General features: G+C 41.7%; 14 protein-coding genes. All 14 read right to left on the bottom strand.

All coding sequences use genetic code 11. From position 1 onward, the window contains the following. Positions 1–65: 65 nt before the first annotated feature. Positions 66–602, bottom strand: coding sequence for a hypothetical protein (locus C0213_02770; protein AUX11370.1), 537 nt, complete (start codon positions 600–602; stop codon positions 66–68). 120 nt (positions 603–722) lie between these two features. Beyond that, positions 723–3,575, bottom strand: coding sequence for an excinuclease ABC subunit UvrA (locus C0213_02765; GenBank protein AUX11369.1), 2,853 nt, complete (start codon positions 3,573–3,575; stop codon positions 723–725). Between the two features lie 9 nt (positions 3,576–3,584). Then, positions 3,585–5,588: an excinuclease ABC subunit B gene (locus tag C0213_02760; protein ID AUX11368.1), complete on the bottom strand. Its 2,004-nt coding sequence runs from the start codon at positions 5,586–5,588 to the stop codon at positions 3,585–3,587. 207 nt (positions 5,589–5,795) lie between these two features. After that, positions 5,796–6,428: an HD domain-containing protein gene (locus C0213_02755; GenBank protein AUX11367.1), complete on the bottom strand. Its 633-nt coding sequence runs from the start codon at positions 6,426–6,428 to the stop codon at positions 5,796–5,798. Positions 6,429–6,552: 124 nt separating this feature from the next. Further along, entirely contained in the window at positions 6,553–8,277 is a 1,725-nt protein-coding gene (locus tag C0213_02750) for a phosphoglucomutase (GenBank protein AUX11366.1), read from the bottom strand. A gap of 154 nt (positions 8,278–8,431) precedes the next feature. Further along, positions 8,432–9,352: a thioredoxin-disulfide reductase gene (trxB, locus tag C0213_02745; GenBank protein AUX11365.1), complete on the bottom strand. Its 921-nt coding sequence runs from the start codon at positions 9,350–9,352 to the stop codon at positions 8,432–8,434. Between the two features lie 116 nt (positions 9,353–9,468). Then, the gene (locus tag C0213_02740) at positions 9,469–9,870 is read right to left on the bottom strand and encodes a hypothetical protein (GenBank protein AUX11364.1); all 402 of its coding nucleotides are present in this window, start codon (positions 9,868–9,870) and stop codon (positions 9,469–9,471) included. 118 nt (positions 9,871–9,988) lie between these two features. Further along, positions 9,989–11,011: an NAD(P)H-dependent glycerol-3-phosphate dehydrogenase gene (locus tag C0213_02735; GenBank protein ID AUX11363.1), complete on the bottom strand. Its 1,023-nt coding sequence runs from the start codon at positions 11,009–11,011 to the stop codon at positions 9,989–9,991. A 17-nt stretch (positions 11,012–11,028) separates the two neighbouring features. Further along, on the bottom strand, positions 11,029–11,865 hold the full coding sequence (locus C0213_02730) for a prolipoprotein diacylglyceryl transferase (GenBank protein ID AUX11362.1): 837 nt from the start codon (positions 11,863–11,865) through the stop codon (positions 11,029–11,031). A gap of 118 nt (positions 11,866–11,983) precedes the next feature. Next, a complete protein-coding gene (locus tag C0213_02725; GenBank protein AUX11361.1) occupies positions 11,984–12,925 on the bottom strand; it encodes an HPr kinase/phosphorylase in 942 nt (313 codons plus the stop codon). A gap of 137 nt (positions 12,926–13,062) precedes the next feature. Further along, positions 13,063–13,437, bottom strand: a complete 375-nt coding sequence (locus tag C0213_02720) for a hypothetical protein (protein ID AUX11360.1) — start codon at positions 13,435–13,437, stop codon at positions 13,063–13,065. Continuing rightward, entirely contained in the window at positions 13,437–13,712 is a 276-nt protein-coding gene (locus tag C0213_02715; GenBank protein ID AUX11359.1) for a hypothetical protein, read from the bottom strand. The genes C0213_02720 and C0213_02715 overlap by 1 nt, the downstream gene beginning before the upstream one ends. After that, a complete protein-coding gene (locus tag C0213_02710) occupies positions 13,712–13,948 on the bottom strand; it encodes a PspC domain-containing protein (GenBank protein ID AUX11358.1) in 237 nt (78 codons plus the stop codon). The genes C0213_02715 and C0213_02710 overlap by 1 nt, the downstream gene beginning before the upstream one ends. Positions 13,949–13,975: 27 nt before the next feature. Then, on the bottom strand, positions 13,976–15,457 hold the full coding sequence (locus tag C0213_02705; protein ID AUX11357.1) for a hypothetical protein: 1,482 nt from the start codon (positions 15,455–15,457) through the stop codon (positions 13,976–13,978). Positions 15,458–15,562 lie beyond the last annotated feature (105 nt).

The raw sequence follows: 15,562 nt of genomic DNA, 5'->3' as shown, positions 1-15,562 counted from the left end.
AGCAAACACGGCTATAAACATAAAAAAGTCTAAAACAACTGAATGTTGTTCTAGACTTTTCGTTTTTATAAGCGGCGCGCAATTGCAATCACAATCGCATTGACTCCCACAATCACAAAATAAAAACCCAATAAAGTTGTCATTGTTACAGCTGCAACCACTGGATGCATTAATAATAACAAACCAACAATCAACCCTAAAACGTTTAATATGATTGATAGCATGTATAAGCCCATGTTAAATTGCTTCAAATGGCTCACATTTAATAGACCAACAACCGCATCTAACAAGAACCAGATTGCAAACATATAACTCATTGTAAAGATACCGGCTGGAATATTAAAGATGAATAATAACCCAATCACAATATCTAAAATAGCATTGATCAACATCACGGTCGCCCGGATACCCGTATCTTGTCTTAACTGGCCGTAAACACTAATTTTAGCCACTCCCCGGATAATTGCAGCCACCGCCACAATGATGACTAAGCCGGATAATGTTGCTTGGGGCTTATTCAATAAGAAATACGCTCCAATTAGGAAAATAATGCCGGTCATTAGTTCTGACCAATCAAAGCGCCAATCATTTCTTCTAAACATCTTACCACCTCTTCCTATCTAATAAATCTATCATACTTTTTTTGGAAGCAATGCTCAATAACTTTAGTAAAAAGAAACCCATCAAAAAAGCTGAGCCTAAAATAGGACTCAGCTTCATGACTATTCTTGTGCCGCTAATGTGCGGGCGGTATCCCGTTCTAAAATTGGTTTCAAGTAGCGCCCCGTATAGCTTTCTGCAACGTTCACCAACGTTTCAGGTGTGCCAGTCGCAACGATGGTGCCACCTTTGTCACCGCCTTCTGGTCCTAAATCAATGATATAATCAGCTGTTTTAATCACATCTAGATTATGTTCGATGACTAAAACCGTGTTGCCTTCATCAACCAACCGTTCTAGTACGCCTAACAACCGTTTGATATCATCCGTATGCAAACCAGTTGTTGGTTCGTCCAAGATATACAAGTTCTTACCGGTTGATTGCTTTTGTAATTCAGAAGCCAATTTCATCCGTTGGGCTTCTCCACCAGATAAGGTTGTTGCCGATTGGCCCAATGTTACATAACCTAGACCAACATCGACGATTGTTTGTAGTTTACGGGCAATCTTAGGAATATTTTCGAAGAATTCAGTTGCTTCAGAAACGGTCATATCCAAAATTTCAGCAATATTCTTGCCTTTGTAAACCACTTCTAAAGTTTCTGAATTATAACGACTACCATGACAAATTTCACAAGGGACGTAGACATCCGGTAAGAAATTCATTTCAATCTTGATAATCCCGTCACCCTTGCAGGCTTCACAGCGACCGCCCTTCACATTAAAACTAAAACGGCCCTTCTTGTAGCCTCGTAACTTCGCTTCATTGGTTTGGGCGAATAAATCACGGACATTATCGAAGACTCCAGTATAAGTGGCTGGATTACTCCGCGGTGTCCGGCCAATTGGACTTTGGTCGATATTAATCAACTTCTCAAGATTTTGATAACCCGTGATAGTCTTATACTGCCCCGGTTTAGCTGAATTACGATTCATCTTTTGCGCAAGCGCCTTCTTCAAAATCGTATTCACTAATGTTGATTTACCCGATCCAGAAACTCCGGTCACGGCGACAAATTCACCTAATGGAAAATCAACCGTTAAATCTTTTAAATTATTTTCAGCAGCGCCAGTTACCCGCACCTTTTTACCATTTCCTTGACGCCGTTTTAATGGTACCGGAATATAATCCTGCCCCGCTAAATAACGGCCTGTTAAGGAATTAGGGTTTTGTTCGACTTCCGTGGGTGTCCCAGCGGCCATCACTTCTCCGCCAAGATCCCCAGCACCTGGGCCAATATCAATTAGGTAATCGGCTGCTCGCATCGTATCTTCATCATGTTCAACCACGATTAAGGTGTTCCCTAAATCGCGCATCTTCTTCAAAGAACCGATTAACCGGTCATTATCACGTTGATGCAACCCAATTGAAGGTTCGTCTAAGATGTAAAGCACGCCAGATAAGTTCGACCCAATTTGCGTGGCCAAACGAATCCGTTGCGCTTCCCCACCGGAAAGCGTGCCAGCAGAACGACTCAACGTCAAATAGTCTAAGCCGACGTTAATCAAGAAAGTTAGGCGGTCATGAACTTCTTTCAAAATGGGTTTCGCAATCACTTGATCTTTTTCAGAAAGTTCAAGGTTATCGAAGAATGGAAGGCCATCTTTGATCGCATTGTCTGAGACTTCAGCGATATCTTGGCCACCGACTTTAACCGCCAAAGCTTGGCGATTTAGTCGCTTCCCGTGACACGTTTGACACGTTAATTCCGTCATATAAGTGCGCATCTGCGTCCGTGTGAAATCACTATTCGTTTCACGATAACGCCGATCAATATTGCTGAGGACCCCTTCAAAAGGCACTTCAACATCGCGAACGCCCCCAAAATCATTTTCATAATGGAAGTGGAATTCTTTGCCTTGTGAGCCATTTAAGATGATATCTTTTTGACGAGGTGTCAACTTACTGAAAGGACGGTCCATATCGATTTTAAAGGCCGTGCAAGCTTGTTCTAACATTTGTGGGTAGTATTGCGAACTGATTGGGTTCCAAGGTGCAATCGCCCCTTCACGCAATGTTTTACTTGTATCTGGCACAACGAGATCCGTATCAACTTCTAGTTTTAAGCCCAAACCATCACATTCAGGACAAGCCCCAAATGGCGCGTTAAATGAGAATAGCCGTGGTTCTAATGCCCCAACTGTAAACCCACAGATTGGGCACGCATAATGTTCAGAGAATAAGAGTTGTTCGCCGCCAATTACATCGGCTGTCGCATATCCATCAGATAGTCTCAAGGCTGCTTCAAATGAATCAAATAACCGTGAGCGCACCCCGTCTTTAACGACAATTCGATCAACAACAATATTGATATCATGTTTCTTATTCTTATCTAATTCTAGGTCGGTGCTAACATCCATCACTTCGCCATCCACTTGAACACGCACATAGCCTTCACGTTGAATCTTCTCAAAGATTTTTTTGTGTTGGCCTTTTTTGCCACGAACGATTGGTGACATAATTTGGAGTTTAGTCCGCTCCGGTAAAGCCAATACCCGGTCAACCATTTGTTCTACTGATTGGCTACTGATTTCAGTCCCATCGTTGGGACAGATGGGTTGACCAACTCGGGCCCACAATAAGCGGAGATAATCATTGATTTCAGTGACTGTTCCGACTGTTGAACGTGGATTCTTAGAGGTCGTCTTTTGGTCAATCGAAATCGCTGGACTTAACCCGTCAATTGAATCAACATCCGGTTTATCCATTTGCCCCAAGAACTGACGGGCATATGCTGATAAACTCTCAACATACCGCCGTTGTCCTTCTGCGTATAACGTATCAAACGCTAACGAACTCTTCCCAGAACCAGATAATCCAGTGATAACCACCAACTTATCTCTTGGAATCGTAACATCGATATCCTTTAAATTATGGGCGCGTGCGCCGTGAATTACTATCTTATCATTTGCCATACTTGACCTCTAATCTATTTCACTTTTTAATTCTAGAATGGTATCGCGCAATGTCGCCGCTTGTTCAAAATCAAGTTTCTTAGCTGCTAAGCGCATCTGTTCGGATAGTCGTTCAACCATTTCTAGTTTTTCAGCCTTCGACATGTTCTCTAAATCAATCTCATTGGTCATCTTAATTTCTTCTGGATGTTCAACCGATTGTACCATTGAAATTGCATCCCGAATTGGTTTAATAATCGTCTTCGGTGTGATATTGTGGGCGGCATTATATTCTTCTTGAATTGTCCGTCGACGTTTAGTCTCATCAATTGCGTGGCGCATTGAGTCTGTAATCTTATCGGCATACAACAAGACTTGTCCATTTTCATTACGAGATGCCCGGCCAATGGTTTGGATTAAGGACCGTTCACTACGTAAGAAGCCTTCCTTATCCGCATCTAAAATTGCCACTAAGGACACTTCAGGCACATCAATTCCTTCCCGTAATAAGTTAATCCCAATTAAGACATCGAATTTACCCAGTCGTAAATCACGGATAATTTCCGTTCGTTCCAACGTCTTGACATCACTATGCAAGTACCGGACTTTGATGCCCAGTTCCTTGAGATAATCGGTTAAATCTTCCGACATTTTCTTGGTTAAAGTTGTAATGAAGACCCGTTCGTTCTTTTCAATGCGATCATTGATTTCACCGACTAAATCATCAATCTGACCCATGATTGGCCGCACTTCAATATTGGGATCCAACAGGCCGGTTGGTCGAATAATCTGATCCACTTGAATATCGGTTTGTTCCGCTTCGTAAGGACCAGGTGTGGCCGACACATACATAATTTCATTCACGTGCTCTTCGAATTCTGGCAACGTTAAGGGGCGGTTATCTAACGCACTTGGTAACCGGAAACCATAGTCAATTAACATTTGTTTCCGCGCGCGATCGCCATTGTACATCCCCCGAATTTGGGGCATAGTAACATGGGATTCATCAATCATCATGATTGAATCTTTTGGGAAGAAATCTAACAACGTATAAGGCGGTTCGCCGGCTTGGCGATCTTCCATATGGCGTGAGTAATTTTCAATCCCGGAGCAATAGCCCATCTCTTGCATCATTTCAAGATCATAGTTTGTCCGTTGCTCAAGGCGTTGCGCTTCTAATAATTTACCTTCGCCTTTTAAAACAGCTAGCCGTTCAGCCAGTTCAGCTTTAATACTTTCAATCGCCTTTTCCATTTTTTCGTCATTTGTCATAAAATGCGTTGCGGGGAAAATAGCAACGTGTGACCGTTCGCCAATTACTTCACCAGTTAGCGCATCGACTTCGACAATCCGATCAATTTCATCGCCAAAAAATTCAACGCGTAAAGCATGATCATCACGAGAAGCTGGGAAAATTTCAACGACATCACCGCGCACTCTAAAGCGTCCCCGTTGAAAGTCAATATCGTTGCGTTCAAATTGAATATCAACTAGCTGACGTAATAAATCATTGCGTTCAACTTCCATCCCTGGTCGCAATGACAAGACGTGATTTTGGTATTCGCGTGGATCCCCTAACCCAAAGATACAAGAAACAGAGGCCACAACAATCACATCGTTGCGTTCTAATAACGAACTCGTGGCTGAATGCCGTAATTTATCGATTTCGTCATTGATACTCGAATCTTTTTCGATATACGTATCACTGGAAGGTACATAGGCTTCTGGTTGGTAATAATCATAATAACTCACGAAATATTCAACCGCGTTGTTGGGGAAAAACTGCTTAAATTCGGCATATAATTGTCCGGCCAACGTCTTATTATGCGAAATAATCAACGTTGGTTTGTTGAGATTCTTAATCACATTGGACATTGTAAAAGTTTTCCCAGTCCCAGTGGCACCCATCAAGACCTGGGCTTTAGCACCCGCTTCAAAATTCTTCGTTAAGGTTTCAATTGCAGCAGGTTGATCGCCAGCAGGTTCGTATGGTGCGACTAAGTCAAATTGGTTATCGTTCTGTCTATCAATCATGAATTGCCTCCAGTGCCATTTTATTGCGATAAAAGAAGCGCCTGATACAAAACGGGGTTTTGTACCAGACACCTTCTTAAATTACAAATTTATAAGTTGTCAGTGATCGTCTCTACGTGGTGCTTAAGCCACTAAACAGACGCCCTCTTTTTTATCAATTACCATTCTAACATACCGAACATATTTTCGCCACACTAGTGAACTAGCCTAGTTTGACAACGTTTGACGGACCAACTGCGTCAGCTTACCACGATCGGCAAAATCCTCACTCAACAGGTCTGGCAGCATTTTTCGGATGAAATATTGCGCACTAGCTAGATTTTGATATTGCATAATCGTTTTTAAACTTTCCGCGAAAATTTCCAAAAAGGCATTTTCCGGATTACCCTTTTCAATCTCACCAAATGATTCATAAAGCAAGTCAATCTTATCAGCGACTGCCAACAATTGGCCTTCCAAGGTTTCGTCTTTCCCTTCACTCAAACGCCGTTTATAGCGTTCTTGTAAAAAGCCGGGAATTTCATTATTAATGAAATTATCCGTTAAAGAACTTTCGACATTGGCTAACATTGCCCGTAACTCATGGGTCGCATATTTAACGGGCGTTTTGATGTCCCCAATAAAACGCTCCGTATAATCGTGATTCAACGCTCGCTCATACAAAACTTGCCAATTAATGGTTTGACCATTTTCTTCTTCGATATCCCCTAGTAACTGCGCAATCTCGCAAACCTTAAAAGAATGTGCTGCGACGGAATGTTCCTGGTACTTAAATAAGCCTGGTGCCCGGTTTAGTGTCTCCAAATTATTTAATCCTTGCAAATACTGATGCATACCCATTCTAAAAAAGCCTCCATTCTTACAAAAATAGACCGACTAACGATATAGTCCGCCTATTTGTTGCACTCATTATAGATAAATTCCACGTCAATGTAAAATAGTAACCCTTTTTATGAGGATTTTGTTATTTAACGAGGGCTTGAATTGCTTTTTCAAAGTTAGCTAATTTCAAATCGGCCGTTGCTTCATCATCAGCGCTAGTCCCAACGTAGAATTTAACCTTAGGTTCTGTGCCACTTGGCCGAATGGCAATCCATGTGCCATCTTCTAAGTGGTATTTCAAAACATTTGAGGTTGGTAAATTAATTGGTTCAGTGTGACCATCAGCAAACGTTTGAGTTTGGGTTTGGAAGTCTTCTGCTGAAGCAACTTTGATGCCAGCAAAATCAACGGGACTTTCTTCACGACATTTAACCATTAAGTCAGCCATTTGTTGTGGCCCGTTGACACCTTCAAAATCAATCGCTGTCGTTTGTTCAGCATAGTAGCCATATTCAGCGTATAGTTCTTGAATCCCGTCGTACAATGTCTTACCGTTTGATTTGTAATAAGCTGCGACTTCAGCTAATAGGACCAACGTTTGGATGGCATCCTTATCACGAACAAATGGTTTAACCAAGTAACCGTAACTTTCTTCAAAACCAAACATGAAGGTATTTTCGTTTGTATCTTCAAAATGTTGGATTTGTTCTGCAATAAACTTGAAGCCTGTTAAGACATCAATCATTTTGACATTATAACTAGCCGCAATCTTAGTGGCTAATTCTGTTGAAACGATTGATTTGACCGCAGCAGCATTTGCTGGTAAGGTCCCAGCATCTTTACTTGCTTGTAAAATATAACGCAGTAAAACCGATGCAATTTGATTTCCCGTCATTAATTGATAGCTACCATCTGGTTGGCGCACAGCAGCCCCGAGACGATCGGCATCTGGATCAGTCGCAATTAAAAGGTCTGCTTTTTGCGCCTTTCCAAGCTCAATTGCCATATCAAAAGTTTGCGGGAATTCTGGGTTAGGGAAAGGTGTTGTTGCAAATTCTGGATCAGCAACGGCTTGTTCGGCCACCATTGTGAATTGTTCGAAGCCCGCTTGACGTAAAGCACGTTCGCCAAGGACTTTCCCAGTCCCATGAAGTGGTGTGTAAATTAATGACATTGTTTTACCAACAGTATCCACTAATTCTTGGTTAATCGTTACTTTTTTAACTTCGGCTAAGTAAGCTTGATCAACATTTTCACCAATTAACGACATAATGCCAGCTTCACGTAAGGCCATTTCATCAGCAACTTCGATTGCAAATAGATCTGATACTTGACGAATGTAACTTGTAATCAAATCAGATTCCTTAGGTGGCATTTGAGCACCATCTTCACCATAAATCTTGTAGCCGTTGTATTGTTTAGGATTGTGGCTAGCGGTAATCATAATCCCTGCATACGTATGTAGGTGACGAACCGTAAATGATAATTCAGGTGTTGGGCGCAAAGCATCAAAAACGAATGTTGGAATTTGATGTTGGCCTAAAACACGCGCTGCTTCGTGTGCAAAAGTTTCTGATTGATAACGTGAATCAAAACTAATCGCAACCCCGCGTTTTTTAGTTGCTTCTGGTAAAGTTTCCATGAATTGGGCAAGGCCTTCTGTCGCTTGACGAACTGTATAAATATTCATGCAGTTAATCCCAGGGCCTAAGAGGCCACGCATACCAGCTGTCCCAAATTCCATTGGCACGCTGAAGGCTTTTTCAAGCGCTTCTTCATCGTTTGCCATATTGTCTAATGCTTCTCGTAAAGGTAAATCCATTTTTGTTTGTTTATTCCAAATTGCATAATTATCTTGCCAGCTCATTTTGTAACCCCCACATTTGTTATAAAATCTCACTATAATTATAGCATAAATCAACCGCTTTCCCTAGGGCATCACATGTTAAGAAACTTAAAAAAGCGCCGATCCATTTTTTATGGACCGGCGCTTTCATTGGTATAGCTCATTTAAACGTTCTTTAAATACTTTGAATATATTTGAAGACTTCTTGGCCGGCTATGCCGCCGTCACCGACTGCTGTTGTAATTTGACGTAAGTCCTTTTCACGAACATCACCGATTGCAAAAATCCCGGGGACACTAGTTGCCATGTGGTCGTCGGTTTTAACCCAACCGGCTTCCGTTAAAATACCTAGGTCTTTGAAAGCACTTGTCATTGGATCAATCCCGACGTAGATGAAGACCCCACTTGCTGGGACTTCTTTAGTTTCGCCACTTTCCTTATCAACATAAGTGACAGCGGTGACTTTTTTATCGTCGCCTTCAATCGTTTTAACTTGTGCATTCCAGACAAAGGCCATCTTATCGTTAGCAAATGCACGATCTTGTAAAATCTTTTGCGCACGTAGTTGATCACGACGGTGAATGACCGTTACTTTGCTAGCTAATTGTGTTAAATAAAGACCTTCTTCAATCGCTGAGTCACCGCCACCGATGACAACGACTTCCTTGTTCTTGAAGAACGCACCATCACAGACGGCACAGTATGAGACCCCGCGGCCACCATATTCGTCTTCGCCAGGAATGCCAACCTTCTTATGTTCAGAACCCGTTGCGATAATCACGGCCCGTGCTTGGAAGTCACCTTCGTCAGTATGCACTAATTTAAATTCACCTTTATCTTCGATACTATTAACGGTGCCATAACCGTATTCAGCACCAAATTGTGTGGCACTCGCATACATTTTTTCGCCCAATTCGGGGCCCAAAATTGACTTAAAGCCAGGATAGTTTTCGACCTCTGCCGTATTATTCATTTGACCGCCATAAATTCCTCGGTCCAACATTAAAACAGATAGGTTCGAACGTGATGCATAAAGCGCCGCGGTCATCCCGCCGGGGCCAGCACCGATTACAATTACATCATAACTTTTAGCCATTTTGCATAATCTCCTTACTTTTATCAAGTTACTTCTAATAGAGTGTATCTTACCCGTTATTAAAAAAAAAGTCCACCAAACTGTTTGCCCAGTTAGTGAACTTTCTACATTTATAGTTAACCTTTAATTTGCTTTAATTCTTGCAATAATTCAGTGGCTTCAGCTTCAAAATCTACGTCGTCACTTTGTAAGTAAGCTTTCGCTAATTGATAGCTCTCTTGCATCTGGCCCAAAAAAGCGTACGCCGTTGCTAAAAAATACTGTAATTCCGGATGTGTCTGGTAATTGACGCTTGGAATTTCTTCCAATGCAATCACAGCACCGCGGTAATTACCGACCGATTCTAAACAAATTGCTAATTGGCAGACCACAAAGATATAATCATCTTTTGTTTTTGCCAGTGACTTAGAGCGTTGTAGACAAGTAAGGGCTTTTTCATAATGAAATCGCTCAAATGCCTGCATGCCTCTATCAAAATAAAATTCACAAGTTGGTCTTACAGATACCAAATCGCCCATAAAGTAATCGGTTCTCCTTTAGTCAATTTATCAGCCTATGTCATCATAACATATTCGTTTTGCAGATGCGATACCTGTTTAAAATGATGGCGTTTTTATCAATTAAATTAATTGGTCTCTATTTAAAATCAATTTCTGGTTTACCAGAACGTTGCATCAAGTTGCCAATTTCAGTGCGAATATCACAACCACGATAAAGGACATTGTAGATTGCATTGGTAATTGGCATATCAACTGAGCGTTGTTGTGCTAATTCATAAGCGGCCTTACAGGTGGCAACCCCTTCAACGACCATCCCCATATTTTCAAGCACGTCGTCTAGCTTTTGACCTTCGCCTAAAGCATTACCAGTCCGCCAGTTTCGTGAATGCACACTGGTCCCAGTAACAATTAAATCACCAACACCAGATAAACCGATGAAGGTTAATGGATTAGCCCCCATGGCCACTCCTAAACGAGAAATTTCGGCTAGGCCCCGTGTCATTAAAGCGGCCTTCGTGTTATCGCCATAACCCAAGCCATGTAATGCACCTGCGCCTAAAGCAATTACGTTTTTCAAAGCCGCCCCCATTTCAACACCAATGACATCCGTATTCGTGTAAAGGCGGAAGTAATCGTTCATGAAGATTTCTTGAATCCATTGGGCTTGCACTAAATCAGTTGAAGCAGCCGTTAAAGTGGTAATATCCTTCATCGCAACATCTTCAGCGTGACTAGGACCTGATAAGACGACGATGCCATTGCGGACATCGGCTGGAATAGTTTCAGTTAAAACTTCTGAAATTCGTTTATGACTCCCTTGTTCCAGCCCTTTTGAGGCGGTGACAATCACGGGTTTCACCCCTTTGGCTTCTAGCACTGGTACGATTTGTGCTGCCACTTGGCGAATCACTTGTGTTGGAATAACGAATAAAACAACGTCCACCGCTTCAAACGCTTCGTTTAAATCTAAAGTTGCGTGTAAGCGTGGGTCAATCTTGAATTCGGGTAAATAATGCTTGTTAGTGTGTTGTTCGTTAATCTCTGCTACTTTCTCAGGATCATTCCCCCATAATTCAACGTGGTGGCCATTTTCTACTAATAAGTTGGCTAAAATTGTGCCCCATGAACCGGCACCTAAAACTGCAACATTAACTGTCATTAATCCTAATTCTCCTTTTATTTAACTGCTGAACGCAGTGTATTACCTTCTAAGTAGTCGGGTAACGGCTGTTGTTTACGCCGCCAGATCCACAGCCCAATCGCGCCAAAGAATAACACGAGTGATAGAATCTGTGACACACGTAATGGTCCGATAAATAAACTATCGGTCCGCATCCCTTCCACGAAAAAGCGGCCAAAGGCGTACCAAGCAACATAGCTCAATAAAATCTCACCTTGTTTAAACCAGCCTTGACGATGACGGACACTCATAATGATTATAAACCCTAAGACATTCCAAGTCGATTCATATAAGAAAGTTGGTTGGCGATAAGCCCCATCAATCAACATCTGTTCGGTTACCCAATTGGGCAAATGAAGCGTCTGTAGGAAGTGCAACGTCGTCTTAGCCCCGAAGGCCTCTTGGTTCATAAAATTCCCCCAACGCCCGATTGCTTGGGCAATCATGACCGTTGGCGCCGCGATATCCAAAACCAACCATGGCGACAAGAAATGCTTGCGACAATAGATGATGAACACAATTGTTGCGGCAATTAAACCACCATATATCGCAATCCCCCCGTGCCAGATTTTAATAATTTCACTTGGATTAGCTTGGTAATAGGACCATTCAAAAATCACATAATACAGCCGCGCCCCGATTAAGGCAAACGGTAAGGCCCATAAAATTAAATTCAAAATATCATCTTCACTAACATTACGTCGTGTAGCTTCGCGCAAGGCCAACACGACGGCCAATACGACACCACTAGCAATGATCACGCCGTACCAATGAATTGCCAACGGCCCTAATTGTAGGGCAATCGGATTTAAAACACCTAATATTAGGTTCACGATAATCGCTCCTCATATTCAATTAAAAAAACTAGACTGAGTACTATCCTGTCTTTATAACAGTATAGCTCAATCTAGTCAGATGACCTACTATATTAAGGTACTTTTAACGTTTAAATTAGTTTTCGTCGTCAGAATTAGATTCGATTAACTTGCCTAAGTTCGCTTCGAAAGTCTTCGTTGCATCATAGCCCATTGATTTGGCTCTAAAGTTCATCGCTGCAACTTCAATGATGATGGCCAAGTTACGTCCAACCTTAACGGGCACCGTGATCTTAGGTACCGGCACATCGAAAATCATTTGTTCTTCTGTATCGGAACCAAGACGATCGTACTTCTTATCTTGTGACCAGTTTTGTAAATGAACAATCAATGAAATTGATGTATCAGCCCTTACAGCACCGGCCCCAAAGAGGTTCATAACATCGATAATGCCAATTCCCCGAATTTCAAGTAAGTGCCGTAAAATCATTGGTGCTTCACCAACAACCGTCCGTTCATCTTGTTGGTACACATCAACCCGATCATCGGCGATTAAACGGTGGCCCCGTTTAACCAATTCGAGTGCAGTTTCACTCTTCCCAACACCAGAATCGCCTGTGATAAGCACCCCTAGGCCGTAGATATCGACAAGCACGCCATGCATTGAGCGCCGTTCAGCCAATTGACCATCCAAATAATCCGTCACTAAACTTGAAAGACGCGTTGTTGATAGGTTTGATCCCAATACTGGAATGCCTGATTCTTCAGCTGCTTGTAACATTTCCTTAGGTGGTTCTAAACTACGCGAAATTAAGAAACAAGGCGTATTTTCAGAGGCCATTCGCCGCATAATCATTAAGCGTTCTTCCGCCGTCATATTTTGCGTAAAGGAAACTTCCGTCATCCCAAATAATTGAATTCGTTCGTATGGGTAATAATTAAAATAACCAGTTAATTCGAGTCCCGGACGAGAGATATCACTCAACGTCACTGTTTTCTCTTTTAAATGAGCTTCCCCTGAGTACACTTGTAACTTAAGGTCCGTCACTAATCTTTCCATTGAAACACTATCCGCCATGATATACCGTCCTTCTTCTACTCTTATACGTACTATCATATTGCTTTTAGATACATTTTTCAACATTAATGTAGGCGTTTTCTTAAATTAATCTAAAAATAAAGCCTGTCATCAAATTTCTGATGCAGGCTTTATCATTAATAACGCTCTCTGCTAAATTGATTGCCAATGATCGTATTGGCAATTGATAGGATGAACGCCACGACAATCGCCGCGCCTAATCCAGAAAAGCCAAACGTCACGTTCGGGAAGGTACTCCCTGAACTGACGAAGATTGACGTTAATTCCAACATAATCCCGTTAATCACTAAGCTGAAAAGGCCGAGTGTTAAAAACGTAATTGGAAATGAGAGAATATGCAAAATCGGTTTTACTAGCACGTTTAAAATTGATAAGACAATACTTGCCACTAAGGCGACCAAAATCCCGTCAACATGAAATAGGCTTGGTAGTAAGCCCGAAATTGCGATAAATAAAATTGTATTCACTAAAACACGGGTCCAATAGCGCATTAAAAATCACTCCAGTTGTCATCATCGACCTTCACATCACGTGCTTCCTTACGGCCCCGAGCATCGCCCGGTTGGCTGTAATAAGCTTGATGTTGTTGTGCATGGTAATGGTGACGTGGTTTATTATGACCGACAATTAAGCGGTAAATGAGCCAGATCACTAGTAACGGAATCGCGAACTTGAAGAGAATCATCACTGAACCAATCAAGACGCCCATTACCGTAATGGCGAGAATAATCGCCAAGATTGGGACTAGGATTAATAGAAAAGGCATTAATATTCACTCCATTCATCATGAGAATCGCGACGCGTTTGACTTGGCCGTTCCGGAATAACGAGGGCCAAGATAATATAGACGACAATCCCTGGGAAAGCTGCTGAGAAGATTGAGAACAAACAGTAGAGCACTCGAACCAATGTCGCGTCAACATTGAAGTATTCTGCTATCCCACCCATTACACCGGAAATCATCCGGTTATCTCTTGATTTATATAATCTCTTTTGTGCCATTATTCAGAAACCACCATTCATTATTTTTTAGTTTTCTTTGTCTTTTAATAAGATATTACCAGTTGTCGTGCCTAATGTTAATTGGGCTGCTTGCATATCTTCGTTGCGGGCTAATTGTAACATTTGGCTCCCTGTACTTTGATGTTGATCAACCGTTTGCGTATTGGCTAAACGATTTTTGATCATCCCAAAACGTGTCCGCGCTTCAAGTGTGAAGCCAATTGTTTGTGGTAAGGCTAACTTAACCGTACCATTAACCGACTTAGCTTTCAAATGCTGTAACTGATTATCGTTGAAAGAAGCTTTGATATCACCGTTAACCGTTGAAACACTACTATTTAGCACTTGGGCTTTCATCACGATATTACCGTTGACGGTTGTCCCTAGAATATCTTCATAATGGCCATCAGTAACCGTAATGCCACCGTTGACGTTTTCTGCTTCTAACATTGCGACATTCGTACTGTTCAATGTTAATTGACCATTTGTCGTTTTAAGGTATAAATCACGACCTGTGAACCCATCTAATGCAATATCGCCGTTTAATAACTTAACGTTAGTTTGTAAGTAATTATTAGCAGGTAGATAGAATGTTAAGTCCGCCTGAATGCGTTTGTTAGGCACTTGGAAGACCAAATCAGCATCGGTGACATTGATATTGCTGCGGGCTTCAAAAGCTTCGCGAGCTGTTGGTTCACCCATCTTACCGTAAAGTTTGACTTGGGCCACGACTTTAATTTCGGGTTGATCCCAAATCTTGAAATCGACATTCCCATTGGCTACCTTGACGTTAATCATCTCTGGTGTCACGTCTGAGTAAATAAATTCATGCGTGAATTTCTCGGTTGCCAAACCTGGTACCTTGAAGTTAACTTCTTTCCAGTCAACGTTATCCATCACGTTTTTAGCAGTTTCCTTCATGAATTTACCAAGATGTAGGCTTGCTTCGCCTAAACGACCGCTGATTTCATCGAAAGTTTCACTAGCATTTTCTTTCCAATCATCTGAAAGGCCTAGCTTTTCAGACCATTGATTTTTCGCCATCTGCCGACGTTGCTTTTCAATTTGATTTAATTCTTCCGTTAATGTTTGCCGTTGTTCTTCCAAGTCATCAATTTGAGCTTGATTTTGTAAAACAGCTGCTTTGAGTGCTTGACGTTCAGCCGCCTTTTCACTTGTCAGGCTATCTAAATCTTCCATCGTATCCAGCACAGTCACTTGTTCTTGATCGGCTTGAATTTTTTGCTTCAAGTCTTGTAATTGGCGATTAACGCCTGATAACGCAATGGTTAATTCCCTGGCGCGTTCTTCAACAAGCACGCGTTGATCAGCTTCTTGGGTCGTTTCTTGTTCGGCATCATCAACATCAGGGACTTCAGGTTCTGCTGACATTTTAGTTGTATTTGTATTTTGATCGTTTTTGGCTAAATTTTCTAATAAGATTAAGGCTTCTGAAGATGTTAATACACCTTGGTTCACTAAGTCTAAAATTCTTTGACGTTCATTCATTGTTATGACCTCCATTGGTTTAAATGATGACCTCGATATCTGTCACACTTGACTATGGTTCTATTATGCCCATTTTAATTGGAAATGTCATAGGTCCAAAGGTTG

Source organism: Latilactobacillus sakei, from assembly GCA_002953655.1.
Taxonomy (GTDB): Bacteria; Bacillota; Bacilli; order Lactobacillales; family Lactobacillaceae; genus Latilactobacillus; species Latilactobacillus sakei_A.
The sequence above is the reverse complement of the archived record's forward strand: the minus strand, read 5'-3'. Positions and strand labels throughout refer to the sequence as shown.

What these genes read in the sequence shown, in the direction of transcription:
- C0213_02755 (AUX11367.1), bottom strand. Translation starts at nt 6,428, where the DNA reads ATGGGTATGCATCAGTATTTGCAAGGATTAAATAATTTGGAGACACTA.
- trxB (AUX11365.1), bottom strand. Translation starts at nt 9,352, where the DNA reads ATGGCTAAAAGTTATGATGTAATTGTAATCGGTGCTGGCCCCGGCGGG.
- C0213_02725 (AUX11361.1), bottom strand. Translation starts at nt 12,925, where the DNA reads ATGGCGGATAGTGTTTCAATGGAAAGATTAGTGACGGACCTTAAGTTA.
- C0213_02760 (AUX11368.1), bottom strand. Translation starts at nt 5,588, where the DNA reads ATGATTGATAGACAGAACGATAACCAATTTGACTTAGTCGCACCATAC.
- C0213_02720 (AUX11360.1), bottom strand. Translation starts at nt 13,437, where the DNA reads ATGCGCTATTGGACCCGTGTTTTAGTGAATACAATTTTATTTATCGCA.
- C0213_02705 (AUX11357.1), bottom strand. Translation starts at nt 15,457, where the DNA reads ATGAATGAACGTCAAAGAATTTTAGACTTAGTGAACCAAGGTGTATTA.
- C0213_02770 (AUX11370.1), bottom strand. Translation starts at nt 602, where the DNA reads ATGTTTAGAAGAAATGATTGGCGCTTTGATTGGTCAGAACTAATGACC.
- C0213_02710 (AUX11358.1), bottom strand. Translation starts at nt 13,948, where the DNA reads ATGGCACAAAAGAGATTATATAAATCAAGAGATAACCGGATGATTTCC.
- C0213_02750 (AUX11366.1), bottom strand. Translation starts at nt 8,277, where the DNA reads ATGAGCTGGCAAGATAATTATGCAATTTGGAATAAACAAACAAAAATG.
- C0213_02740 (AUX11364.1), bottom strand. Translation starts at nt 9,870, where the DNA reads ATGGGCGATTTGGTATCTGTAAGACCAACTTGTGAATTTTATTTTGAT.
- C0213_02765 (AUX11369.1), bottom strand. Translation starts at nt 3,575, where the DNA reads ATGGCAAATGATAAGATAGTAATTCACGGCGCACGCGCCCATAATTTA.
- C0213_02715 (AUX11359.1), bottom strand. Translation starts at nt 13,712, where the DNA reads ATGCCTTTTCTATTAATCCTAGTCCCAATCTTGGCGATTATTCTCGCC.
- C0213_02735 (AUX11363.1), bottom strand. Translation starts at nt 11,011, where the DNA reads ATGACAGTTAATGTTGCAGTTTTAGGTGCCGGTTCATGGGGCACAATT.